The 26,126-nt window shown below is 35.4% G+C and carries 20 protein-coding genes; 13 read left to right on the plus strand and 7 right to left on the minus strand.

Annotated elements, in window-relative coordinates:
* Positions 1 to 55: 55 nt before the first annotated feature.
* The gene (locus QLS97_RS11565; RefSeq protein ID WP_282716834.1) at positions 56 to 331 is read right to left on the minus strand and encodes a helix-turn-helix domain-containing protein; all 276 of its coding nucleotides are present in this window, start codon (positions 329 to 331) and stop codon (positions 56 to 58) included.
* 1,072 nt (positions 332 to 1,403) lie between these two features.
* Between QLS97_RS11565 and QLS97_RS11570 the strand changes: the two genes are divergently transcribed.
* The 3 genes from QLS97_RS11570 to QLS97_RS11580 are packed head-to-tail and all read left to right on the plus strand — an operon-like array spanning position 1,404 to position 8,396.
* Positions 1,404 to 4,325 carry a SusC/RagA family TonB-linked outer membrane protein gene (locus QLS97_RS11570; protein WP_282716835.1) on the plus strand — a complete coding sequence of 974 codons (2,922 nt, stop codon included), beginning with the start codon at positions 1,404 to 1,406 and terminating at the stop codon, positions 4,323 to 4,325.
* A 20-nt stretch (positions 4,326 to 4,345) separates the two neighbouring features.
* The gene (locus QLS97_RS11575) at positions 4,346 to 5,734 is read left to right on the plus strand and encodes a RagB/SusD family nutrient uptake outer membrane protein (protein WP_282716837.1); all 1,389 of its coding nucleotides are present in this window, start codon (positions 4,346 to 4,348) and stop codon (positions 5,732 to 5,734) included.
* Position 5,735: 1 nt separating this feature from the next.
* Entirely contained in the window at positions 5,736 to 8,396 is a 2,661-nt protein-coding gene (locus tag QLS97_RS11580) for a S9 family peptidase (protein WP_282716839.1), read from the plus strand.
* 57 nt (positions 8,397 to 8,453) lie between these two features.
* Here QLS97_RS11580 and QLS97_RS11585 read toward each other — a convergent pair whose 3' ends face one another.
* The 4 genes from QLS97_RS11585 to QLS97_RS11600 form a co-directional block, all read right to left on the minus strand.
* Complete coding sequence (locus QLS97_RS11585) at positions 8,454 to 8,720, minus strand: hypothetical protein (RefSeq protein ID WP_282716840.1); 267 nt, start codon at positions 8,718 to 8,720, stop codon at positions 8,454 to 8,456.
* A 92-nt stretch (positions 8,721 to 8,812) separates the two neighbouring features.
* Positions 8,813 to 10,315 carry a MauE/DoxX family redox-associated membrane protein gene (locus tag QLS97_RS11590; RefSeq protein ID WP_282716841.1) on the minus strand — a complete coding sequence of 501 codons (1,503 nt, stop codon included), beginning with the start codon at positions 10,313 to 10,315 and terminating at the stop codon, positions 8,813 to 8,815.
* A 160-nt stretch (positions 10,316 to 10,475) separates the two neighbouring features.
* Positions 10,476 to 11,396, minus strand: a complete 921-nt coding sequence (locus QLS97_RS11595; protein WP_282716842.1) for a helix-turn-helix domain-containing protein — start codon at positions 11,394 to 11,396, stop codon at positions 10,476 to 10,478.
* Between the two features lie 34 nt (positions 11,397 to 11,430).
* Positions 11,431 to 11,895 carry a DUF7793 family protein gene (locus QLS97_RS11600; protein ID WP_282716844.1) on the minus strand — a complete coding sequence of 155 codons (465 nt, stop codon included), beginning with the start codon at positions 11,893 to 11,895 and terminating at the stop codon, positions 11,431 to 11,433.
* 156 nt (positions 11,896 to 12,051) lie between these two features.
* Here QLS97_RS11600 and QLS97_RS11605 point away from each other — a divergent pair, with 156 nt between their 5' ends.
* Entirely contained in the window at positions 12,052 to 14,475 is a 2,424-nt protein-coding gene (locus QLS97_RS11605; RefSeq protein ID WP_282716845.1) for an aminotransferase class I/II-fold pyridoxal phosphate-dependent enzyme, read from the plus strand.
* A 171-nt stretch (positions 14,476 to 14,646) separates the two neighbouring features.
* Here QLS97_RS11605 and QLS97_RS11610 read toward each other — a convergent pair whose 3' ends face one another.
* A complete protein-coding gene (locus QLS97_RS11610; RefSeq protein WP_282716846.1) occupies positions 14,647 to 14,937 on the minus strand; it encodes a hypothetical protein in 291 nt (96 codons plus the stop codon).
* 667 nt (positions 14,938 to 15,604) lie between these two features.
* Between QLS97_RS11610 and QLS97_RS11615 the strand changes: the two genes are divergently transcribed.
* The 9 genes from QLS97_RS11615 (at position 15,605) to dgt (ending at position 25,067) form a co-directional block, all read left to right on the plus strand.
* Complete coding sequence (locus QLS97_RS11615; RefSeq protein ID WP_345956803.1) at positions 15,605 to 15,991, plus strand: plasmid mobilization protein; 387 nt, start codon at positions 15,605 to 15,607, stop codon at positions 15,989 to 15,991.
* Positions 15,979 to 17,295: a relaxase/mobilization nuclease domain-containing protein gene (locus QLS97_RS11620; protein ID WP_282716848.1), complete on the plus strand. Its 1,317-nt coding sequence runs from the start codon at positions 15,979 to 15,981 to the stop codon at positions 17,293 to 17,295. Before QLS97_RS11615 ends, QLS97_RS11620 begins: the two co-directional genes overlap by 13 nt.
* 17 nt (positions 17,296 to 17,312) lie before the next feature.
* On the plus strand, positions 17,313 to 19,295 hold the full coding sequence (gene mobC / locus QLS97_RS11625; RefSeq protein ID WP_282717222.1) for a conjugal transfer protein MobC: 1,983 nt from the start codon (positions 17,313 to 17,315) through the stop codon (positions 19,293 to 19,295).
* Between the two features lie 396 nt (positions 19,296 to 19,691).
* Entirely contained in the window at positions 19,692 to 20,894 is a 1,203-nt protein-coding gene (locus QLS97_RS11630; RefSeq protein WP_282716850.1) for a tetratricopeptide repeat protein, read from the plus strand.
* A gap of 14 nt (positions 20,895 to 20,908) precedes the next feature.
* Positions 20,909 to 21,199 carry a hypothetical protein gene (locus QLS97_RS11635; protein ID WP_282716852.1) on the plus strand — a complete coding sequence of 97 codons (291 nt, stop codon included), beginning with the start codon at positions 20,909 to 20,911 and terminating at the stop codon, positions 21,197 to 21,199.
* Between the two features lie 369 nt (positions 21,200 to 21,568).
* Complete coding sequence (locus tag QLS97_RS11640; RefSeq protein ID WP_282716854.1) at positions 21,569 to 21,886, plus strand: hypothetical protein; 318 nt, start codon at positions 21,569 to 21,571, stop codon at positions 21,884 to 21,886.
* Between the two features lies 1 nt (position 21,887).
* On the plus strand, positions 21,888 to 23,075 hold the full coding sequence (locus QLS97_RS11645) for a PfkB family carbohydrate kinase (RefSeq protein ID WP_282716856.1): 1,188 nt from the start codon (positions 21,888 to 21,890) through the stop codon (positions 23,073 to 23,075).
* Entirely contained in the window at positions 23,063 to 23,662 is a 600-nt protein-coding gene (locus QLS97_RS11650; RefSeq protein WP_282716857.1) for a 7-cyano-7-deazaguanine synthase, read from the plus strand. The genes QLS97_RS11645 and QLS97_RS11650 overlap by 13 nt, the downstream gene beginning before the upstream one ends.
* Before the next feature lie 10 nt (positions 23,663 to 23,672).
* A complete protein-coding gene (gene dgt / locus QLS97_RS11655; protein WP_282716859.1) occupies positions 23,673 to 25,067 on the plus strand; it encodes a dGTP triphosphohydrolase in 1,395 nt (464 codons plus the stop codon).
* Between the two features lie 241 nt (positions 25,068 to 25,308).
* On the opposite strand, the gene QLS97_RS11660 is transcribed toward dgt, so the two are convergent.
* Positions 25,309 to 26,076 (minus strand): XRE family transcriptional regulator, encoded by a 768-nt coding sequence (locus tag QLS97_RS11660; RefSeq protein ID WP_282716860.1) that lies wholly within the window; start codon positions 26,074 to 26,076, stop codon positions 25,309 to 25,311.
* Positions 26,077 to 26,126 lie beyond the last annotated feature (50 nt).

The raw sequence follows: 26,126 nt of genomic DNA on the forward strand, positions 1-26,126 counted from the left end.
TCAGAAGTTATAACTGACACATGCACATTTTATTCATAATCCATTTAAAACTAAATCAAGTAGTTTTATATGTATGGTCAATTTTTCTATAATAATCTTCAAAATTAAACTCTATATCTAGCAACTCTTTTGGATGAACCCTAAGACCTTTCGCAATTTCAAATATTGTATTAATTCTAAAATCTATACGACCTTTTTCAATTTTGCTAATTTTACTTGCATCTAAATTACATCGTGAAGCGATCTTTTCATACGACTCATCTCCTCTAATAAGTTGTATTTTGTCTCCAACTTTTTTTCGTAGTTCTAAATTAATCACTTTACTGTCCATTTTATAATTTTTGTACTAAATTGAATTTTTTTAAGAAAAATTTTATGGTCGAATTCGACCATGATTCAAATAATTTCATATATTTGTCTTATGAATACATCATAAGATGTATTTTTGCGATTCTTCATATAAAATATTTGAAGCATTCGCTTTGAATCTCGTTATCAAAAACTGGTAATTTTAGCACACGAGATGATAAGTCAGATGCTCACGTCCCATGGCGTGGGCTCACTTATTCGTGTGCGGGTATACCAGTACCTTGATAGCGTTTAAGCTGAGTTCCATGCCATTTTTTATTCTTTAGGCTCAATACTCTCTTATATTCTTAGCACCGCTTCATCCTTTTCATAGTCTCGCAGCAGTTTAACCCTCTAAAACCAGCATGCCTATGAGTAAAATAAAATACATACTTAAAACAGCTTAAGCTAAACATTAGCAGTGGTTTCAATCACTAAACCGCATAAAATCCCAGCCAAAAAACACCGTTTTCCTAGCTGGAAGTAGATACCTATGCTCAACTTTAAGTCAATAACTAAAAAACACCTGCACCCAAAGGTCCATTGAATAAAAACACCTAGTTAATTTAATTTGAATTTGTTAGCCCGGTGCAGGTAATTTAGTTCTAAATAACGATTAACACATAACTGATAACCCTTAACCGATAATTAAAAAATGCCTATGAAATACTACAAACAAATACAAATAGGAATAATTATACTTTTTATAGCAACGATGTGCTTGTGGCTTTATGGTTGAGATACAGATTATTTAGCCGCAACATCAACTTATAACTCATAACTAAAAATACCTATGATATAGTAAAAAACACCATCCCTAAAGACTTTAAGACATTCGACTTGAGACTTTAAGACTAAACAAAAAAAAGTCCCCTAACTCGCCGGCAAGCTAAACTAGAGGACCATAGCAAAACAAAACTCACATTTCATTTAACTAAACCAATATTATGAAAAAAATTTCATTTTACAAGGGGGATTCGGCTTTTTGGTACCTGATTATTATCGGGCTCTTGTTATCCTGCACCCCTGCTCACGCCAACAAAAGACTGCGGCAAATGCAGTCCTTACCTCAAGAAATCCAAATAAGCGGCACCATTACGGACGGCACAAGCCCATTACCCGGCGTTACCATTTCCATAAAAGGAAAAGCTACAACAGGGACTATCTCTGACTTTAATGGTCAATACAGGCTCACAGCATCACCTGACGATATTTTAGTGGTTGCTTTCTTGGGATTCAAAACAGCAATAGTTCCCATAAACGGACGAAAAACAATAAACATCCAATTACAGGAAGACATAACTTCATTGCAGGAAGTCCTGGTAAATGCGGGTTATTATTCCGTCAAAGAAAAAGAACGCACCGGAAGTATTGCCCATATTAAGGCCAAGGATATTGAAACACAACCTGTAACGAACGTATTGGCCGCCATGCAAGGCAGAATGGCGGGGGTGAATATTACGCAAACTACTGGAGTGCCTGGTGGTGGATTTGACATTCAGATTCGGGGATTGAATAGTGTGCGAACGACTGGAAATGCTCCCTTGTATATTATTGATGGTGTCCCTTACGCTTCTGAATCCATAGGTTCTTTTTCGACTTCGCGTGTTCTTGCAGGTGAAAACAGTCCCTTGAATAGTTTGAATCCCGATACCATTGAAAGCATTGAAGTGCTGAAAGATGCGGATGCCACTGCCATATATGGTTCACGGGGTGCGAATGGTGTGATTTTGATAACCACCAAAAAAGGGAAAGGAGGTAAAACACAGTTTCAGATTAGTTCCTCCACGGGGGCGGGAAGTGTGACTCGATTTATGGATTTAATGAAAACGGAGCAATATATAGCGATGCGGAAAGAAGCATACGAAAATGACGGTATTACAACTTATCCCGCTAATGCTTATGATGTAAATGGGAAATGGGACGAAAAACGGTATACGGATTGGCAAGAAAAACTGACTGGAGGTACTGCACAATTTACTAATTTGAATGCTAGCGTTTCTGGTGGTAGTGACCAAACTCAGTTTTTAATGAGTACTAATGTACTCAACCAGACAACTGTATTTCCGGGAGATTTCCGATACAAAAAGATGAATGCACATGTAAGTGTCAATCATACTTCAGCAGACCAAAAATTCAGAACCACATTTACAGCAGGTTATACCATTCAAGACAACAATCAGCCCTATCTTGACTTGACTAGAGAATCTCGCTTGTTATCTCCCAATGCACCTGCGCTGTATGATGCGGATGGCAACTTGAATTGGGAAAATAATACGTTTATTAATCCGCTACGACATTTGAACGGAAAATTCAATGCCATGACCTATGATTTGATTGCCAATAGTGTGCTCTCTTATCAACTGCTGCCGTCGTTAGAATTTACTTCTGCTTTTGGTTTTTCTGATCTTCGGCATCAGGAAAGTGCTACTATTCCCTCAACGATTAACAATCCTTCATTGGGAATTGGCACCAGTAGCTCCAATCTGTCTTTAAATAATGTCAACCGCCAGACATGGATTGTTGAACCTCAATTGAACTGGAACTACAGCTTCGGCAAAGCTGGTTTATCAGTACTTGTGGGAGGTACTTTGCAGACCCAAAAAGGAGTGCAGACTTTGTATCTAGGGAAAGGTTTTACTAGTAATAGTATGATTGAGAATATTGCTGCAGCCTCTACTGTTACGGTAAGCCAAAATGGAAAAACAGAGTATCATTATCAAGCGCTATTTGGTCGGGTAAACTTTAATTGGGACCGTACTTACATTATAAATTTTACAGGCCGCCGTGATGGATCGAGTCGTTTTGGCCCTGGGAAGCAGTATGCTACTTTTGGTGCTGTAGGTGCTGCCTGGCTTTTCAGCAATGAAAAATGGCTTAAAGAGCAACGTGTTTTAAGTTTAGGAAAGTTGCGAGCTAGCTATGGCACTACAGGAAGTGACCAGATTGGTGATTATCAATTTCTTGATACCTATACCAACACTGGTATTGCTTATGAGGGTGTAATAGGATTAGAACCCACTCGTTTATTTAATCCTGATTTTGGATGGGAAACGAACAATAAATTTGAGATTGGCTTAGAGACAGGTTTCTTTAAAGATCACATTTTGATTAGTGCCAGCTGGTATTCTAACCGTTCCTCTAATCAGTTGGTGGGCATTCCACTCCCTACTACTACAGGATTTGAAAGTTTGCAAGCCAACTTAAACGCTACGGTACAAAATCGTGGATTGGAACTTACGTTGCGAACTGAAAACTTCAACGGAAAAAATTTCTCTTGGTCGACTCATTTAAATTTTAGTACCTCAAAGAACAAATTATTATCCTTTCCTGGCTTAGAAGGTTCCACTTATCGCAATTTATTTGTGGTAGGCCAACCTTTGAACATTGTAAAAGTATTTGAATTTACAGGAGTACATCCGGAGACGGGTCTGTATACGTTTACTGATTTTAATGGAGATGGTGAAATTTCAGAGAATGACGACATGAAAGTGGTTAAAGATTTGAATCCGCAATTTTACGGTGGTTTACAAAATCACTTTAAATACAAACAGTTTGAATTGGATTTTCTCTTTCAATTTGTGAAGCAGGAAAATTACAACATACTTCGAACATTTCCGATGCCGGGTACACGTAATAATCAACCGAATATGATTATTGACCAGTGGCAAAATGTTGGAGATAGTGCCACCTATCAAGGTTTTTCTGTTACTAAAACGGCTTCGAAGATCGCTTACAACCAGTATTCGCAAAGTACGGCAAGTATAAGTGACGCTTCGTACATTCGACTGAAAAATGTGGCTGTATCTTACACCCTTCCAAAAAATTCAGGGACTAAAGTGGATTGTCGCCTCTCTCTTCAAGGTCAGAACGTACTCACCTTTACCAACTTTAAGGGTGCTGACCCGGAATTTAAAATGTTTGACTACTTACCGCCCCTTAAAATGATTACTGCGGGTGTTGAGATTACTTTTTAACCATTAAAAAATCAAATCAAATGAACATATTAAGAAATACAATTATAAAACCACTATTAGTACTCTGTAGCGTGGTTGTGATTTTTATCAGTTGCGATGATTTTGTGCAGGCCGACCTTCCTGATTCACAATTGACTGCACCGGCTGTTTTTGAAGATAAGGCTACTGCCACTTCTGCTATGACCAATATTTATTCGAAGATCCGCGATTACGGGATACTTTCTGGTGCATCGAACGGTTTGTCCCATACTTTAGGTATTTATACTGACGAGCTCACTTATTTTGGAACAGGGGCATCTGCTACCGACTTTTACACTAATTCATTAACAGGTTCTGACACTGAACTTAAAGCGTTATGGACCACCTCCTACAATCAAATTTATGCAGCCAATGCAATTATACATGGCGTAACTCATTCTAAATCATTATCATCAGCTGACCGCAACTTACTCAAAGGCGAGGCGCTGTTTATAAGAGCACTGCTTCACTTCTACTTGACCAATCTCTATGGAAATGTACCCTATATTGCTACTACTGACTATGTAGCTAATAGCAAAGTTACAAGAATGCCGGTAGAGGCGATTTACTCCCTTGTGAAAACAGATTTAAATGAAGCCATTTCTTTATTGCCTCAAGACTATTTGAGTTCGGGTAGAACACGCCCCAACGTTTATACTGCACATGCTTTACTCGCTAGGGTTAACCTGTATATGGGTTTGTGGGCAGAAGCATCTAATGAAGCTACTGCCGTATTGAATCATACGCAACGCTATGCTATGACTTCTATTGATGCAACTTTTAAAATGGGTAGTTCTGCCACCATTTGGCAATTGAGTCCTGCACTTGCCACCTACAATACAGAAGAAGGCAGTACGTTCATTTTTGCTTCAGGCCCTCCTCCCAGGTCGGCTTTGTCGAGTGCACTGCTGCTTTCATTTGAAACGAATGATTTGAGAAAATCCCACTGGATTAAGGGCGTTTCAGACGTGGCAACCACATGGTATTATTCTTTTAAGTATAAAAAGTCACGGACGGATGGAACTTCCGATGAACGATCCATTCTTTTTCGCCTCGAAGAGCAGTATCTAATTAGGGCAGAAGCCCGCGCGCAGCAAGGCGAATTGACTGGTGCAAAAGAAGATTTAAATAGAATTCGAAATCGTGCTGGACTTGGCAACACCACTGCAGGAAATAAAGAGGAAATCCTAATGGCTATAATTGAAGAGCGTCGTCATGAATTGTTTACCGAATTGGGTCACCGCTTTTTTGATTTAAAGCGAACTAACGGTTTATCATCCGCTTTAACGCCCTTGAAACCGGGATGGGATGCAACCGATCTGCTATTTCCCCTACCCGATTCCGAGCTGTTGTTGAATCCAAATTTGAAACCTCAAAATCCTGGCTATTAACATGAAAGCATATACTACAAAAGGTAGCGTAACCTGTTGCACGCTGCTTGCATTTATATTTACTGTTTTAAATTCCTGCTCTGTACTGGGGCAGGTTGAACAAAAGCAAGTGCTAACGAAAGAGCAGTACTCACTATGGAGTTCGTTACAAGCTAATGCTATTTCTGATAACGGACGTTGGACAAGTTATAGCGTACACTACGAATCTGGTATAGATACTTTATTTGTGAGTGCTACTGAGGGTGCCAAAAGATTCAGTTACCCCAAGGGCAGTAAAGCAACTTTTTCCGGATCTGAATGGTTTGCCTGTTTAAAAGATAAAAATCGCTTAGTAATACTATCATTGACAACTGGTGAGGAGCAAATTATAGACAATGTTGTGGACTTTGAGTTTAGCGCCGATGGAAGAAATTTGGTTTGGGTTCAGAAAAAAGTAGGTCGACTGCAAGATTTAGGTATAATTGAACTCGGACATAAAAATGTAACTCAGCTTAATAATGTAGGTGTTTTCAGTTTTAAAGATGACTTTTCAGCCTTAGCCTATAGCAATGAAAGAGAGGGAAGCAGTACGCTGCGTATTATTTCTCTAAATGACCAATTACTCCCTTTGACAACTTTACAATTGAACGATAACGTTTCGAGGATTGTTTGGCAAAATAATGGTAAATCGATCGCCTTTGCCTTACATCCTTCAAAATCGTCGGCAACATCAGCTGCAGCGGACATCCAGCTGGGATATTATGTTTTTGATCAAAAGAAAATGTATATTTTAGATCCAAAGGGTACTCCAGGATTTCCAAAAGACAAAAGAATAGTATTTAACTCTGCTAGTCAATTGAACATTTCAGAGGATGGCTTGCGCATACTCTTTCAGCTGGTTCCAATTGTAATGACGGAGCTGTATAGTGCTCCAGATGTGGAAATTTGGCATGGAGATGATAGTCGGATTTACACGGAAAGAAAAATGAATGGCAATCCTAAAGACAAGGCTAAACCTTGGGTTTGGTATCCGCAAACTGACACACTTCTCGATTTTATGCCCCATGAAACTTCTGTACTTCTATCCGGCAACCAAAAGTTGGCCTTAAGTTCCAATACTGAATCTTGTGGGCCTCAATTTAAGTACGATGCGGATAGAGATTATTATCTGACTGATTTAACAAATGGATCACGTAAGCTAATCTTGCCTTGCCATTCCGGTCATAGTTTGTATACTTTTATGTCGCCATCAGGTAAGTATATTGCTTATTTTAAAGACGGTAATTGGTTTAGCTACGACATCTCGAATAACATACATCGAAATTTAACTAAGGATGCTGGTGTCGCCTTTTATGATCAAAACGATGATAAAGCTGGTGCTCCTGATGTTTATATATTTGCTGGCTGGACAAAAGATGATACACATATTATTGTTTATGATCAATATGATTTGTGGCAAATTAGTACAGATGGTACAAGTACCAAAAGATTAACAGCAGGAAGAGCGGAAGCAATTGAATATAGGTTGGCTTCTAAAAATATAAGAAAAAAACCTCACGCTTTTTTTGCCGTTCAAGATCCAACTGTTATTGATTTAAATACCCCGCTTTTATTGGAGGCCAGTAGTTCAATGGAATCAAAACAAGGGTATTTTATGCTTGAGAAAGGAAAAGTGACCCCTTTGGTTTTTGATTCCAAAAACATATACATGTTGTTACAATCTGCTTTAAAAGATTATTTTGTGTATATAGAAGAAACGTATGCCCTTGCTCCCAGATTGATTTTTAAGAAGCATAAAAAGCAAAAGGCGAAAATCATTTTTCAGAGTAATCCGCAACAGGCGAAGTATTTTTGGGGCAGCAACAGAACGATAACCTACTCTAATAAAAGTGGAAAAAAGCTGAACGGCCTATTGTATTATCCTACTGATTATGTTGAGGGTCGTAAATATCCAATGATTGTGCAGGTGTACGAACGCCAGCATTACCTTAAAAATCGATATATCCAGCCCTCTCTGAATAATGGTGACGGAATTAATATCACCAATTATGTTATGGACGGTTATTTTGTTCTATTGCCTGACATTGTTTATGAAGTTGGATCGCCGGGGGATTCCGCATTGGATTGTGTAAGTGCTGCCGTTCAAGAAGTTCAAAAATTAGGAATAGTAGACCTAGCAAGGATTGGACTGACGGGACATTCACTTGGTGGGTATGAGACCACTTATATTATAGCGAAAAGCAAATTATTCGCAGTTGCTGTTGGTGGAGCTTCTCAAACTGATCTGGTGAGTTGTTACCTCACTGTGGGTGAAGCCTATAAAAGGCCTGAATTTTGGAGGTTTGAAGATTATACGAATCGTATGGGTAAGATGTTATTTGAAGACATGGATAATTATGTCTATAACTCTCCTGTTTTTAATGCCTCAACTATTACGACACCTTTACTTTTGTGGACGGGTGATAAGGACGGGATTGTCGCTCCTAAGCAATCTATGGAATTGTATTTGGCATTGCGACGTTTAGGAAAAAAAGTGGCACTATTGCGCTACAGGGATGAGTATCATTCTCTATCCGATTCACGTAAACAAGTAAATCTTACTTTAAAAATTGCAGACTGGTTCAATTACTATCTAAAGGATGGGCCACCAAAACTATGGATGGAGGCTAATGCAAATCCTTAACCAAAAAAAAGTGCAGTACTTTTAAAGTACTGCACTTCGCTTATTAATAAACAGCACTTACTGTTTTTTGTTCAATGGATTAGGACAACTTACGCCATCTTCCAAGTCAAATAGTTGGTCACCTGCCACTGTTTTACAGGGTGGTCCCGGAATAGTACTACACATAATCTCCTGAACACAGTTTTCACCTTCAATATGGGAATACCCCCATCGATCAGCAAAAGCTGTTGTTTTTTGATTCATTGCACTGGTGCTAATTGCACCAAAAACGCCTAGTGTAATCACTACCATGGGCATGATTACTTTTTTAAAACTATTTATCATAATGTAAAAATTTAAAAATTTTGATTTACTCTTTTTTACAGGTTTTCAATCTTACCCCTGATACTGGCCGGTATACTTTAATGCTGTAACATTTAATTTTTATAATTTTTTGTGACTGACTTTCGAAGCTTGTATAGTATTAATTTATCATCTATTAATGCGTACAAATGATTTCCCTGAACATAGAGATTTCTTAATTTCTTGTGGCCTACATCATAGATATAAAAGCTAAACACATATTTTTTATTATTTATATCATAAATATCAATTATGCTTGCTTTTTTCCACATTTCTAAACTTTCATATTGTCCTGCTAACTGGGAATTGACAAAAAGCAAATTCTTATGCAGTGCAGAAGATTTATTTACAATTAATGGTGGTGACGCTAACTTTGTTTCACCGTTAGACTTAACGGTTACTACATCTAATTTCGCTTGAGAAACCGTATCAATAGTATTTCCTCTGTGCAGTAAATTTAAATTGCTATCGGCAACTATATATTCATTTCGATAAGTATAGACGTATGCAATTCTCTTGTTGAACGTGTCGTAATGCAGTTGTCCATCCGTGTCAAACACTCCATCGATTTGTTTTTGGATTAATTCGGGAGCAAAGGATAACTTTGTTGTGTCATTCAAATTAATACGTCCTAAAGTGTTGGTCTTACTGCTTATTAGCGTAGCTCTTAAAATAAGTGAAGTACTATCAATTGGTTGAATAATGGAAAAATAGGATTTTCCTTTTATTGTGTATTTAGCAAGCCAGTCGCTCATTTTACCTTTAAAAATTGTTGGGACATTTCCGTCTACAACAAAAAAGTAAGGCGGTATTACCTTTATTTGTATTGATGTGAAGGGTAAGTTTTTACGACTTAATTGAACTGCATGCTGCTTTATTGTTCCCTCTTTGCTTACTTCAGTAATCTGCAACGGAGCGGAATAGTTACCCAGATATATTTTGTCATTATCTGCTCCAGCAAAATAATAATTAGAAGAACTCAAGTTAATTTCTTTTGCGAAAAATGCGGGAAAATGCGGGAATCTTCGAACAAAAGTATTGTGGTAATGCATTATTCTTTCTGACCATGAAAATAATAGGTATACTATGGCGCAACTTACCAGCCCAGCAATGATAAGAGTTGCACATTTTCTCTGCGTACTTTTAAAAAATCTGGCATTTGTATCAATAGTAAAAATACCAACTGCTATTAAAACTACGAAGAAAAGGTTAAATACTATGTGCTGATTCCATGAAAGAGATTCTAGAATTCCACCGCACGAACAAGGTGTAAAAGAACTGTAATTTAAAATAATGTAAATATAAAATGTAAACATTACCATTAGGCTAAACGCGGCATACATACCAGCTAAACGTAACCGTGCAGTCAGAAGCATAAAAGCAATGATAAATTCAACAGCAGGGACTGTATACGATACTAGTTCAGCAAATGCACTTAACATTGGTGATTGCCCCAATTGTACTTGAAAATTTTCAAAGTCCAGTAGTTTGCTTACAGCTGCATAAACAAATAACAGTATATAAAGTAGACAAATTATTTCTAAAATAATTTTTTTTGTACGTTCACTAAATTTCATCTTACTAAGTATTTGAGGATTAACTCTGTAAAATTCCCAAAACAAATCAACATAAGTGTTAGCAAATCAGGAGTTTGTCATAGTAAATCAGGATTTTTTGAAATAGTCCAATTTTTAAGCTTTGCAATACTCTTACTACTATGACAAATAATGCGATAGTTTATTTAATTGGAGACTGTTTTTCGATGTCAGTCGGAGAATAGCCAAATTTAATTTTGAAAGCTCTTGAAAAATTAGGATAGTTAGTAAACCCAGCCATTATCGCAATGTTTTTTAATGGTATTTTTGTATATTTTATAAGCAGTTGTGATCGATTCAGCCTTTCACTATTGTAGAATTGGTGTATAGTCATTTTAAATAAATGCCTAAAGCTATTTTTTAATTTGTATTCATTGGTACCAAAAAGATGAGAGAGTTCTTTTAAGGTTGGCATAGTTGAATCCATATTTGCCAATATGTAATCATAAACAGCCTGTGTGGACTTTGCATCTAAATAGTTGTGACTTTTCTGTTCTTCAGCAGTAAAAATTTTCTTTGCTGTCGTCCACTTTTCCATTGTGTTATCCATGATAGCAGAAAACAAACAAATTACTACATCTGTACTTTTATAGATACTTGAGATCGTGCAGCTGGCTGGAATAACTAATTTTTCAGAGGTCACGAATTCGAATGAAACAATTGTATGATAGGATTCATTCTGCAGAATTTCAGCCATTACAGATTCCAATAAGGATACTGATTCTTTTGCAAGAATTGCTATAAAATCCTTCCCTAAAAGTTCGTTTGGGTTACATCTCAAAAGGTCAGGGACATTCCCGCTAAAATCTTTTATAACAAATTTATTGTCTAAGACAAATGTACTTTGGACTACATACCGGTAACTAAAATGGGGATTGATGAAACTTGCATGGAATACAGACTCCTTCATTTCTTCTGCCATCCAATTCACCAAGACGGTCAGTGCCTCTAGTTCGTCGTCATTTGCAGTCCTTGGTATGCGGTACGCGAAATTTCCTTCCGTTATCTCCAAAATCATTTGGGAGATATTGTGTATACGCTGTTGATTTATTTCCTGATGCATAATTTCATTAATTAAATTGTTAAAAATTTCAATTCTATACGAAAGCTTTCAAAAATTCTAGTGCTTTTGCCTGATCATTAAATACCTTGGTTGGTACCTGAGGCTTACTGATTTTAAGATAAAATGAAATCATTAAAATCGACACACTTTGATGTACCAATATACTGACGGCTTTAGCCAGAACAGAACCATGTTGTGCCAAATAATCTCTGGCGGCTTTATCAGAATCAGCAATACCTCTGACATCACATAAAACCGGATATGCTTTGTCCTTTTGCATTTGTATTCTGTCTGTTACAATGCGCTGTGCTGCCACTAAATTAATGTCCACACCAGGCTTATACTCAAAAAAAAGTATGTTTTCGCTAATCCAGAATAGTGCAAAGTCATTTTCAAAATAATCATCCATAGTACCTAATCTTTTATTAGAACCTGGCAAATTAGGTATTTCTTTTCTACCATTAGTTACCAAAAAAAGGGAAAATGTACTAGTAATCAATCATTGTTATTATACACATAGCAATTCGGGATTATTACTTATCAAATCGGGATTATCTACAAAGTGACTTCTATTCTGTACTCTTAAAACCAGAACTTTAACGGTTTAAAATATGACATTACAGATTCAAAAAACGTAACTAAAAATGAAGTACTCATGGCAAAAATTAAACACAACAATTTTATCGATACTGTCGATGAAATGTTAGCAATAGCAAAAAATGAAGGCACGATCCATCTCTATGCGGAAGACAAAATCCTTAGTGGACGTATCCTTCAAATTAATGGCAAACCCCTATTTCATTTTGCAACCACAAGCTATCTTGGACTTGAATACGACAATAGGCTAAAAGATGCTGCTATTTCTGCTATTACAAAATACGGTACCCAATTCCCGCTTTCTAAAACGTACCTTTCTCATCCTTTATACCATGAACTGGAAACCAAAATTGAGGCCATGTATGGTATGCCCGGAATTGTAACCAAGAACAGCACATTGGGACACTTTGCTGTCATACCAACTGCGATACGAGATGAAGATGGAGTGCTGCTAGATCATCAGGTACATTGGAGTGTCCAGAATGCCTGCCAGCTTTTAAAACTAAGAGGCATTCCTGTTGAGATGATTCGGCACAACAATCTGCAAATGTTAGAGGACAAACTCAAAGAGTTGTCCTCGAAATGTAAAAAGATATGGTACATGGCCGATGGTGTTTATTCCATGTTTGGTGATTATGCCCCCATTTCAGATCTACTGGAACTATGCAAAAAATATGCACAGTTACAACTCTATTTTGATGATGTACATGGCATGAGTTGGAAGGGAAAAAATGGTACAGGCTACGTTCTTGACATGCTAAAAGAACTACCGGAAAACATCATGATTGTAGGTACCCTGAGCAAGACATTTGGTGCCAGCGGAGCGGTCTTTATCACCTCCGATACTACCTTGCGCAATCGAATTAAGAATTTTGGAGGACCGCTCACTTTTTCAGCCCAATTGGAGCCTGCTTCGGTGGCTGCAGCGTCGGCTTCGGCCGCAATCCATCTTTCTCCTGAAATTACTATTTTACAGGAAGAACTGGCGCAAAAAATCGGGTATTTCAATTCGCTGATAAAGGCTACATCGCTTCCGATGATCGCCCCGAATAGTTCTCCCGTTTTCTTCCTTGGCACAGCCATGCCACTGACTGCCTATCGATTAGTGCAACGTCTTTTTAGCGAAGGGTATTTTGTTAATCCAGGACTATATCCTGCTGTTCCTGTTAAAAATTCAGGCATCCGTATTACCGTTTCCCGCAACAATCAAGAAGAAGATATAAGAGGACTAGTTCAGGCTTTGGAATACCATTTTCCAAAAGCACTGGAAGAGACTTCCAACACACTGCATAAAGTATCAAGGGCCTTTGGCATTCCTGAAATTTTGCAGAAAAAAGAAAAATTGATTCCTCAAACATCACTTAATTTTCAATATGAAACATCGATACAACAAGTTGATAAAGCCACTTGGAATACCCTTCTTGGCGGACAAAGTACATTTGATTGGGATGGACTTTGTTTTCTGGAGGATGCTTTTAAAAGCTCCGTAGATGCTGAAAATAATTGGAGTTTTCACTACTATCTAATAAGTGATGCAACTGATGTTCCGATACTAGCCACTTTTTTCACCTTTGGGTTGTGGAAAGATGATATGCTTGCCCCTGAATCAGTTTCACTTCAGCTCGAAGAAAAAAGAATGAGAGATCCTTCGTACCTGACCTCAAAAGTACTAGGCATGGGTTCGCTTTTTACCGAAGGCAATCATTGCTACTTAAATGATACACATCCCTTGTGTAAAAATGCAGTCATACTGCTCTTAGAACAGGTCGAAATTCTAAATCAGAATTTGAACGCAGACATGTTGGTATTACGGGATTTTGACGAAGATATACAGCTGAATCGCATCTTCCACAATCAGGGCTTTATCAAAATAAACATGCCAGAAACCTGCATCATCGAAAATGTTTCTTGGGATACTATTGAGGAGTTCACCATTACCCTTTCCCCCCGTTCCAAAAAACATTTTATGAAAGAGATTTTACCTTTTGAAAATGCATTTGATATCGTTATAAAAGAAGAATTGACAGCCGATGAAATTACGCAAGGATACCATCTTTACCAGCATGTGAAAAATAATAATTATGCTGTCAATACCTTTACCTACTCGATCGATGTCTTTAGAAAAATGGCTGCTAATACTCATTGGGAATTTATACTGCTGCATCTAAAAAATACTAAAGAAACACAAAATGAAAGTCCGCTTGTCGGAATCCTTTTCTGCTACAAAAACTCAGGTCGAACGTATGTCCCTTCCCTAATTGGTATGGACTATACCATTCCAAAAAAGTTCAGTTTATACCGTCAACTTTTATTTCAGGGAATTAAACGTGCAAAGGAACTGGGTTATAAAAAGATTGATTTGGGAATTACGGCCACATTTGAAAAGAGAAAACTGGGAGCCACAGTAATTCCAAAAGTAGCTTACGTTCAGGCAAAAGATAATTTTTCGATGGAATTTATGGGTGCCATTCAGACCAAATAAAATGTATTCCGGTTAGAAAAACAGTCAAATTCATCTTATATTTTTTTACCGGAATGCTGGATTAAAAACTGGATTTATAATACTCCGATATAGAATTGCTCTATAAAATCGCCAATCCATTATGGAGTACCAAATTATGTAACTTCTCCATAATGGATTGGCGGCTTTTTTCTACTTCCTGTCGCCGAGTGTATTGAGTTTCTCGCTTAATTCTATAAGCCCGGCTTTCTGCAGACATTCGTCTGCTACCAATTTTAATTCCTGCAAACTCTCTTCAGGAACACTGCCTAAAAATGATACCGATTTGTCATCCTCTTTAGCAGACAAACCACGCTCAATGACATGGTTTAATAACAGTACATTTTTTCGTGAAATTTTCAAATCTATTTTCACCATCTCATTCATCCCAGGCGTGCTCAATATCGTATCAAACACTTTGGCCACATCATTTGTTGTCAGCATAATTTTCACGTTTTAATTAATAATTTACTGTTACAAAGGTATAAAGGCCGTTCTGAATTATCATGGGCAAAATATACCTATGATGGGTGAGATTCCTACCGCTTACTTAACTTAGCATTTGATTATACTAATGAACTTAAAAGCAAATTGCTATTGACACTTTTTCCCTTTAAAGAAAGTGACAAAAACCTTCCTGAAAACAGTCAGGACTTTGTCGCTTTAAAATCGAATTATTGCTTTGAAAGAGCACGTCCCTTTAATCGAAAATCATGAACCAAACCAGCTATGCGATTACTAGGCTATACCAGTACAAAATTATAGGCAGCGTGCCCTTTCCTTGAGTACTAAATACAAGATGAAAATACGCTTTCTAAAAACGATCAAATTTTAATGATTATACTAATAGTGCTTCTTACCCTGTGAAAGACCGTTTTTATATTATCAGATTTTAAAAAGAGGTTCTACATGAGAAATCAGCTTTTTGAGCATTTTAGAAGTATTGCAAAGTCTAACAGACATTAGAAGTATCCGGAAGATTGCCACGTTCCTGCAATCGGCAAGATGTCCGGTTGTATCACAACCGATATCTTGCTGCCTATTCACTCGGAACTCGTGGGCAGTGACACAGAAAGATTAAAAGAGCTTTAAAACAATAAAATGAGAGATGATGGAAGAGCAAAACAACCGAACAAAGTGGCTTCATCTGCGGTTAACCCCTGATGAATATCAAAAGATAATGAAAGAGTTTAATACATCAACCTGCCGAAAAATAAGCGATTATGCAAGAAAAAATCTTTTACAGAAACCTATAATCAGTACCTATCGAAATCAATCCTTAGACGATTTTATGGCAGAAATGATTCGCCTGAGAGGGGAACTTAATGCTATCGGGAACAACTTCAATCAGGCTGTAAAAAAACTTCATACGTTACATCAGATTAACGATTTTAAGCACTGGCTCATTAGCTATGAATTGGAAAAAAAGATTCTTTTTAATAAGGTCGATGAAATCAAAAAACACATTCAAAAATTTGCAGAAACATGGTTGCAATAATCAAAACTGGACATTCTATTAATCGCATTTTGAACTACAATGAAAACAAAGTTCAGCAGGGAGTAGCAGAATGCATTGGCGCCGGAAATTACCCAGTTGATATCGACAAAATGATCTTTACCATGAAACTAAACCGCTTCTTAAAACAGGTTGATTTGAATGAAAATGTGAAACGGAACAGCGTGCATATTTCACTAAATTTTGATACAACTGAAAAAGGAATTCCAAAAGAGAAACTTATGGAAATAGCGGATACGTATATGGCGAAAATTGGTTTTAAAGAACAACCCTATCTGGTGTATCAACATCATGATGCGGGACATCCTCACATTCATATCATTTCCTTAAAAGTCAGAGACGACGGTAGCAGAATTGACATGCAGAATATTGGTCGAAACCAGTCTGAAAAAGCCCGAAAAGAAATTGAAACAGCGTATGGATTGGTTCCAGCAGAGAAGTACAAACGAGAAAAAGAATTGGTCGTAAAACCTTTTGATACCAACAAAGTGGAATACGGACGTACTGAATCCAAACGGGCCATAACCAACGTCTTGGATAAAGTGATCCAGAATTATAAATACACCAGCCTGCCCGAATTAAATGCCGTGCTCCAACAGTATAACATTGCAGCAGACCGAGGAAGCGAAAATTCAAGGATTTTCCAAAACAGAGGATTAGTATATCGCATACTGGATCAAGGTGGTAATAAGGTTGGTGTTCCTATTAAAGCGAGTGACTTTTACAGCAAACCAACACTTAAATTTTTAGAAGAACGCTTTATTGAAAATGAAAAAACGAGAACTCCTCATAAATCAAGAATAAAAAATGCTGTTGATATTGCATTATTGAACAACAAAAAAATGGCAATTCAGGAATTGGCAAAAATAGTAGAAATGTCTGGAATCAAAATGGTTCTTCGGCAAAATGCGAAAGGTTTACTTTACGGAATCACATATGTAGATCACCACACTCAAAGTGTATTTAATGGAAGTGCATTAGGCAAATTATACAGTGCAAAAGCCATTCAGGAGCGCTGTGGTTTAAATGAATTGGTGCATCAAAAGACAGCTGATTCCAAAGTTAAAAAATCTAATGGAATTACAACGGACGGAGACTCCAGAGAAGTCAGACCTACTTCTGTTGGTCAAGATTCTAAAAAAAGTATAGCAGGTAATGCTACCAACGAGATTGCAAAATTAGTTAACGCACTCACACAGTCGGAACACGATTCCTCCTACCTGCCCAATCAACTAAAAGGGAAAAAGAAAAAAAAGAAACGAAAAGGATCCTCTGATAACCAATAAACGAAACCATTATGGCTATGCAAACCGGAGAAAACGAACAGGCATTGCGGAAAATTCTCGATATGACCCGACTCATCAGTATTGTACTTTTACTACTCCATTTTTATTATTACTGCTATACCGCCTTCCAAGGATGGGGCTTTGTTAGTGCCTTCAGCGATTCTATTTTAGGTAACATACAGCGTACGGGATTGTTCCGTTATTTTCATAAATCCAAGATTTTTACTTTGGGATTTTTATTGATTTCCTTACTTGGAGCAAAAGGCCGCAAAGACGAAAAACTAAATCTTAAAACAGCTATTGCTTATATCATAACAGGTGTATTAATTTACTTTCTGAGCTACTTATCGCTGTTCCTAAAAACAGATACTACTGCAAAAGCAATTGTTTATATCGGTAGTACGACTATCGGATTTTTAGTAATCCTTTCCGGAGGGACATTACTATCCCGAATTATAAAAAACCGGTTGAATAACAACGATATTTTCAATAAAGAAAATGAAACCTTTCCGCAGGAAGAACGATTGCTGGAAAATGAATATTCCATCAATCTTCCGGCGCGGTATCATTTGAAAGATAAAGTCCGAAACAGCTGGATTAACATCATCAATCCCTTTCGGGCTCTAATGGTTTTGGGAACTCCGGGATCGGGTAAATCTTATTTTGTTATTCGGCATGTGATTACCCAGCACATTCGCAAAGGGTTTACCATGTTTATTTATGATTTTAAATTTGATGACCTTTCTAAAATCACCTATAATACCTGGCTTAAATACAAGCACCTCTATCCTATCCCACCTCAATTTTATGTGATTAATTTTGATGACTTGACTCGCACCCACCGATGCAATCCACTAGAGCCCTCTGCTATGACCGACATCACGGATGCTGCGGAATCAGCCAGAACGATTTTATTGGGACTCAACAAAGAATGGATCAAAAGACAGGGAGACTTTTTTGTCGAATCACCTATCAATTTCCTCACCGCTATCATTTGGTATTTAAGGAAATTTAAGGATGGCCAATTCTGTACGCTGCCGCATGTTATTGAACTCATGCAGCTCGACTATGACAGTCTGTTTACGATTTTGCGGACGGAGAAAGAAATTGAAGTCCTCATTAATCCTTTTATAAATGCCTATCTCAATGATGCCATGGAACAACTGGAGGGACAAATTGCTTCCGCCAAGATTGCGATGGCCAGACTTTCTTCTCCCCAGTTGTATTATGTACTATCCGGAAATGACTTTACATTAGACATTAATAATCCGGCTGAACCAAAGATTGTCTGCATGGGCAATAACCCTCAGAAAATACAAATTTATGGTGCCGTATTATCCTTGTATGTCTCCCGCTTAGTAAAGCTGGTGAATCAAAAAGGGAAACTGAAAAGCAGTTTAATATTCGATGAATTTCCGACTATTTATCTCAATAATATGGATAGCCTGATCGCCACAGCCAGAAGCAATAAGGTCGCCACTTGTTTGGGAATTCAAGACTTTAGCCAGCTGCGAAAAGATTACGGTCGTGAACAAGCCGATGTGATTATGAATATTACCGGAAACATTGTCAGCGGTCAAGTAACTGGTGATACAGCAAAGCAATTGTCAGAACGTTTCGGGAAAATTATGCAGGACAGAGAAAGTCTATCTATAAATAGTGGTGACACCTCCATCAGCCGTTCTAAACAATTAGAGTCAGCCGTCCCTCCTTCCAAGATTTCCTCTTTAAGTTCCGGTGAATTTGTAGGCATGGTTGCCGATGATCCTGATTGTAAAATTGAATTAAAGACGTTTCATTGTGAAATAGTCAATGACCATGAGGCGCTAAAAAAAGAAGAAGACAATTATAAAGATATTGCGGTAATTAGGAAGATTGATACTGCAATGGTACAACGAAATTATCTACAGGTAAAACAGGATATTCAAGAGATCATGCAGTCTGAAATGGAGCGTTTGTTAGGTGATCCGGGGCTAGCTTATTTGGTATTGAAGAAATGATTTTTTACTCTTTATCTAATGTCGTACGCTTTAAAAATGAAACCATTTAACACCTTTTACTATAATAAATAATTTGCATCCTTCTCTAAAACAGTAGTACTTAGATTAAATTACAAAAAATTAATGCAATAAAATTTTAACATTAGATGCAGTTAAACTACCTATTTTGTTAAAATAAAAATACAATCAGTTCCACTTTGAATATTATAAATTATTAAAATATATTTTTGACGTAATCTCTTAAAAAAAAATTAAGAGATAGCCTTCTTTCAGTAGAAAAATAATTTTATAAACAGAATTCTTAAATACAGAAATTGTAAATCACTTCTATTCTACGTTTACCCAAACTAAATAGTTTCAAGAAAAATAATATATATAGTAAAGACAAAAAAAAGAATGCCAAAGATTATACATATAATTATATTTCTATTAATTTCAATAGGTATTTCTGCTCAAAATAGTGATGGATATTGGGACAAGGACAGAGCAACGAAACGTGAAACCATTTTAGAGGCTGGTGCAAAAACATGGATACGATCTGATGAACTTCCTATTGGCACCACAGAATTTGTGTATCGTATAACGGTACTGGGAGAAGGCCAAAAAAGTGTAGATGGCCTAGCCACTGCATTGTCCATGCTACCTGATCCTAGCGGGATTTCAAAAGGCTCAGCTATCGCCATATCATTAATGTCTACAATGTCTGGTAATCACAACTGCTATTACTCTATTTTTACTTCACAAGAAGATGCAGATAATTATTATAAGACAGGAAACTACAAAACTGCCTGTTATAGCCATCCAAATGAAATCACTAGTGAAGTAAACCGAATCTCTATTAAAAGTTCCACTTGTATAAATGAGAATACTAGATACATTTGGTTTGGTTTCAAAAGCACCAATAGTTTCATGGATGAAAAAATTGTACTTGAAATTGTCCCGTGGATTGATAATAAAGCAGCACGAGGATGGACCAACACAATCAAAACAAATGTTTTAGAAAATTGTAGAAATAGTTATGAAGCAAAAAAAATGGTTAATCCCGATAACTATTGTCTTTGTTTGTTAGAAAAATTAGAAGCCAGTTACAAATTACAAGACTATCAGAAATTAATTCCAGCTGAACAAAACAAAATAGCTGAAGAAATTGGACAACAATGCCTTTCAGATACAGGAGAATTAAATCATTTGTACAATAAAGAAAGAGAAACAGCTAACAGTTACATCGCCAGAAAGCAATACGCAGATGCGATAAACAAATATTTAGCCATAATTGCACAAACTACATCGCAATTTGATGACTATAATAATTTAGGCTATTGCTACATCCTCACCAAACAATACCTAAAGGCTATCAAATATTTAAAAGAAGGCGAAAAACTTGACGAAACCGATTTGATAATCAAAGGAAATTTGGCACATGCCTATCTCTTAAGTGGAGACACCGAACAAGCAAAAACAATCTATTTAAAATACAAATCACAAAACATTAATGAAAGCTTAAGTTGGATTGACATGGTAAAAATAGATTTTGATGATTTTAGAAAGGTTGGAATCCAGTCTGAAAATTTTAATGAAATATTAAACTTAATAAATTAAAAACAATAAATAATATGGCAAATTTTACAAAAAAAGATTTAGGATTCAATAATTATTCCACAACTGCAGATGGTGGAGATAATCCAAAATATATAGGAACTCTCGATAGAATAAAAGTCGACAAAACTGAGGAATATGAGGTTATTTATTTCTGCAATAAATTTCTTGAAAAATATGATATTCCTCAAACAAAAGAAAGTTTTCAAAATGTTGAAAGATTATTGCATCATGAAGATTTAAGAGGGGAAGACAACAGAGAGAACATCATAAATTGGATCGCTAATAGTTGGCATAAAAATAATTAAAAAACCTCAATGCTATTTATAAGTTACTTATCTCCAAAACTGGAGAATTGAAAAAAATTAATTGATCTGAGCCATAAAATTGAACACTATTTCATGGTCAACGTTATGTATCATTGCTGTTCTACCTCCTATAATAATTGGTTTCCACATAAAAATTAAATTAAAATATATAATTATGAATCAAGGAATTATCTACCATTGAAGAATACAGAAAATAGTTCAAAAAATATAAAGACGTTTAAGTGGTACTGAAAAAATAATAAGATAGTATTACTCAAAGTCTGTAACAATTAGGGACTTTAAACTGAGTAGATTCAAAAAGGAATTAAGTAGGAGTAGCTTAAAAATTAAAATAAATAATTTAAACATATGAGTGGATCAGGAGGCGGTGGATACGTACCACCACAAAGAGCAAAATTTAATTGTGAAACAAGTCAAATTATCACAAATCTTTCTAGTATAGATTTAATAGTACTTAAAAAACTATTTGTGGGAAATATTCTAGAAATTGAAATTGGTAAAAATGAAGCATTAATTGCCCTTAATGCGGATGGAGAAATAATAGGTTCCGTTGTTCATCCTAGTACAACTGATATTATTGAATGTATCAAAATGGGAAATCATTATCAGGCAGAAATAATTGAAATTAATTATCCTGTTTGTAAAGTAAAAGTAAAAAGTATATAATATGATCTCAGTTATTGGTGGTACATATCGTGAAATAGATTATGATGATATTTCTATGGATATCTATGGTTCAGGTTTCAGATGTTGCAAATTTTTATTAGAAAATAAATGTGCTGTGAAATATTTCACAAGTGGTAATGATGAGGTAGTAAATTATTTAAAAGAAAACGAAAAAGTATATAACGATTTCAAGTTTGAATGCACTGAAAGTGACAATTTAATAACTTTTAAATATAATTTTGCGTTAGACAATCCAAATATTTTTCCACATATTTTAAATTTAAAAAAAACAGATAACATTCAAGTCAATAATGAAAATATTATTTGCTATGGCATGTTAGAGTCAGAATTTACAGCAAATGGGGGAAAAGTAGTTTACGACCCACAAACTCCAATAAAGCCAAAAAAATTTAGTGAAATAGGTAAAGCTGAACAACTTATTTATATTGTAAATCTGAATGAGGCAAAAGCAATTTCTTCTTGCAATACGATAGAAGAGATAAAAAATTATTTTTTTAATGAAGAAAATGCTATAGCAGTAATTATCAAAAATGGTCCATTTGGAGCTAAGCTATTTTATAAGAATAATGAATTCCATATTCCATCATACGTTACAGAAAATGTAAATAAAATAGGCTCAGGAGACATTTTTACTTCTAGTTTTGGTTACTATTGGATGATAAAAAATCTTCCATTAGAAGAATGTGCAATACTCGCTTCAAAAACAACTTCTCTATATTGTGATAAGAAAGCATATATTGACACCCAGGAATTTAATTATGATTTTATTGAATTTCAAAATAAAAATTTAATTGATAAACAAATATACATTGCAGCCCCATTCTTTTCAATTGCTGAATTAATTCTAATAGACAAGATTAGGAACGCATTTCTTGAATTTGGAGTTAAGGTATTTTCACCTTTTCATGATATTGGATTGGGAGATGATGAATCCATTGCTTTTAAAGACTTAGAAGGAATAAAAAACTCAGATATTATATTTTGTGTATTTGATAATTTAGATTCAGGCACTTTAATAGAATCCGGATTTTCATTAGCTATGAATAAAAAAATAATCGGTTACCACAGAACTTGTGAAGATTCTAAATTATTAATGCTAAAGCCAGGAAAAATAAAAATATTCAAACATTTAACAACAGCTATGTATCATACTATATGGAATCTATAAAAAAAGGTGTTTTGTTATCAGGTGGTATTGATTCTATATGCCTAGCATATGGATTAAGACCTGAAATTGCTTATACAATAGATTATGGGCAAACTGTTGCTGAAAGAGAAATATATGTCTCACAATATATCTGTAAAGAATTAAATATCGAACACCAAATAATTAGTGTTGATTGTAAAAGTTTAGGCTCAGGAACTTTAGCAAATTCAACTAACTTAAGTTTTTCTCCATCTGATGAGTGGTGGCCATATCGAAACCAATTGATAATTACTTTGGCACTTATGCAAGGTATTAAAGATGGAATAAAAGAACTACACTTAGCAACAGTAAAATCAGATGAATTTCACAAAGATGGAACAAAAAAATTTTATGAATATATAAATAAATTAGTTTCTTATCAAGAAGGCGAAATATCTATTAAATGTGAAACTAATGACCTATTCAGTCATGAATTAGCAATTAAATATAATGTTCCTGTTGAACTATTATCTCTTGCTCATTCCTGTCATGTTTCAAATGTTGCATGTGGGAAATGTTCTGGTTGCATAAAACAAATGAGAGTTCGGTTTGAATTAAAAATTGATTAAAATACTACATATGAAATTAGATTGGAATAAATTAATTACAAGTAAACGATTAGGTACAGATAGTAAAAATCTTCAAGCAGATGCAAGGAATGAGTTTGAAAGAGACGTTGATAGAGTAATATTTTCTTCAGCATTTAGAAGATTACAAGATAAAACTCAAGTTTTTCCAATTCCCAAAAGTGATTTCATACATTCTAGATTAACTCATAGTATAGAAGTCGCAAGTATTGGAAGATCTTTAGGAAAGTTAGTAGGAACTTTTGTGATAGAAAAAGAAGGAGAAATTAGAGATGGTCATACAAATGAAATTATAACACCAGATACATTTGCTAATATAATTTCAGCTTCATGTATGGCTCATGATATTGGAAATCCTCCTTTCGGACATTCTGGAGAAGAGTCATTTAGACATTATTATAAAAATCATTTAAACAATAACTCCAAATCATTATTTACTAAATTAAATAAGACGAAACAAGATGATTTTCTTCGATTTGAAGGAAATGCGGAAGGTTTTAGAATCCTAACAAATGATCATCCTTCCGGCTTTGATGGTGGTTTAAAACTGACTTATTCTACATTATCTACATTTTCAAAATATACTTGTGGTGGTGGGGATATTGAACAAAATGAACTTGGATTATCCGCATTAAAAAGAAGATCATGTAAAAAAGTTGGCTTTTTTCAATCTGAAAAAGAAATTTTTGAAAAAATTTCCCAAGAATTAGGATTGTTACAATTATCTGAGAAGCAAATATATTATACACGGCATCCTTTAGCATTTGTAATGGAAGCTGCAGATAATATAAGTTATCAAATAATGGATTTAGAAGACGGTCATAAATTAGGATTAATCAGCACCGATGAAGTTGTTAATTTATTAAAACCTTTTACAGAAAACATCAAAAATGACCCTTGCAGTATAGACGAATTATTAAAAATAAAAGACCCTTGCGAAAAAGTTGGGGCATTTAGAGCTAAATCTATTAATAGCTTAATTTATCAATGCTTTGAAGTTTTTAAAACAAATTATTCAAAAATAATGACCGGTGAATTTGACTCTGAGTTAACTGATTTAATTCCTCAAAAAAACCAACTTATAAAAATTGAAGATATAAAAGGTGAAAAACTTTTTAGCTATGATAAAGTTGTTTCAATTGAATCATCAGGAAGACACGTCATAAAAGGTTTACTAGAACTATATTTGGATGCTTATGAAAATATTGATGATAAATATGGTAAGAATATTATAAATATGCTTCCTCTCCATTTTAGAGTAAAAAAAGGAGAGGACCCATATTTAGTTTTATTAAAAATATCAAGCTATTTATCTAGAATGACAGATTCATTCGCTATAGACCAATTCAGATCTTTAACTGGTCACAAATTTCCTGAAATAAACTAAAAATGAATAAATAATATTTAGCAAAAACCTCTAGTATAGTCAATAAAGTATGGTCATTTTGTCAAACCCTTAGAGACAACGGTGTAGACTATGGTGACTACTAGAACAATTAACATATTTATTGTTCCTCAAGATGGCTGACCAATACAGTAAGTATAAAATCAGCCGTAAAAAATGAACTAGACAATAATCCGTGGAAGTTTAATTACAACTACATTAATTTCCTAATGCTGTGATCTGTTTAGAAAAGTTTATCCTTTACTTCCCTAACCTCTCTTCTCAAATCCATTATTATTTCTTTCAAACTTTCCGGACTTAAATTATCGGGCTTAAATTCTTCAGTAGCCAGACTGCAGGCAAACTCCCAAATCTCCAGAATTTCTGAAGCCTTCACCTCATACGATTTATAATAGGTATTATCCGAATGAAGTACTAAGGCGTTTTTCCCATTTTTGTTTAATCGCTTGTACACAATCCCTTCGTTTTTGGTCAGCAATATATACGTCTTCCCATCCATAACATCCCCTAATTTTTCTACATAACGACCTACAATAAAAAAACCACTTTTATGCGGTGGCATAGAATCCCCATCCACAGGAAAAGCCCTGAATTTGCCATTGCGCAACCACGGCAACGAAATGTGTTGCAGGTTTTCAATAAATTCCGGATCAGAATAACCGGCAAGATATCCAGCTCTCGCTTTATGAGGGACAATTTCAATAAAATTATCTCCGGCCGCATCCACCGTAATGGGCAATAATATTCTGTTGTCCCCAAGTTTCAACAAATCATCTACCGGTATTTTTCGAACATCCACAGAAAGTAACAGGTCAATACTGATGTGGTAATAATGTGCTATTTTTTTTAGTATTTCATAAGGAGCTTCCGAAGTTCCGTCTTCATATTTGACATACCTACCCCTGGTTATACCTAAGGATTTCGCCAGCTTTTCTTGCGAAATTTTATGTTGTACCCTAAGGTTCCTAATGTTGTCGGAAAATAAAGACATAGGTATTTTGTTATAATTTGTAACAACAAATATACTTAAATTTGTTAGTA

The organism is Flavobacterium yafengii (assembly GCF_030010375.1).
Lineage (GTDB): Bacteria > Bacteroidota > Bacteroidia > Flavobacteriales > Flavobacteriaceae > Flavobacterium > Flavobacterium yafengii.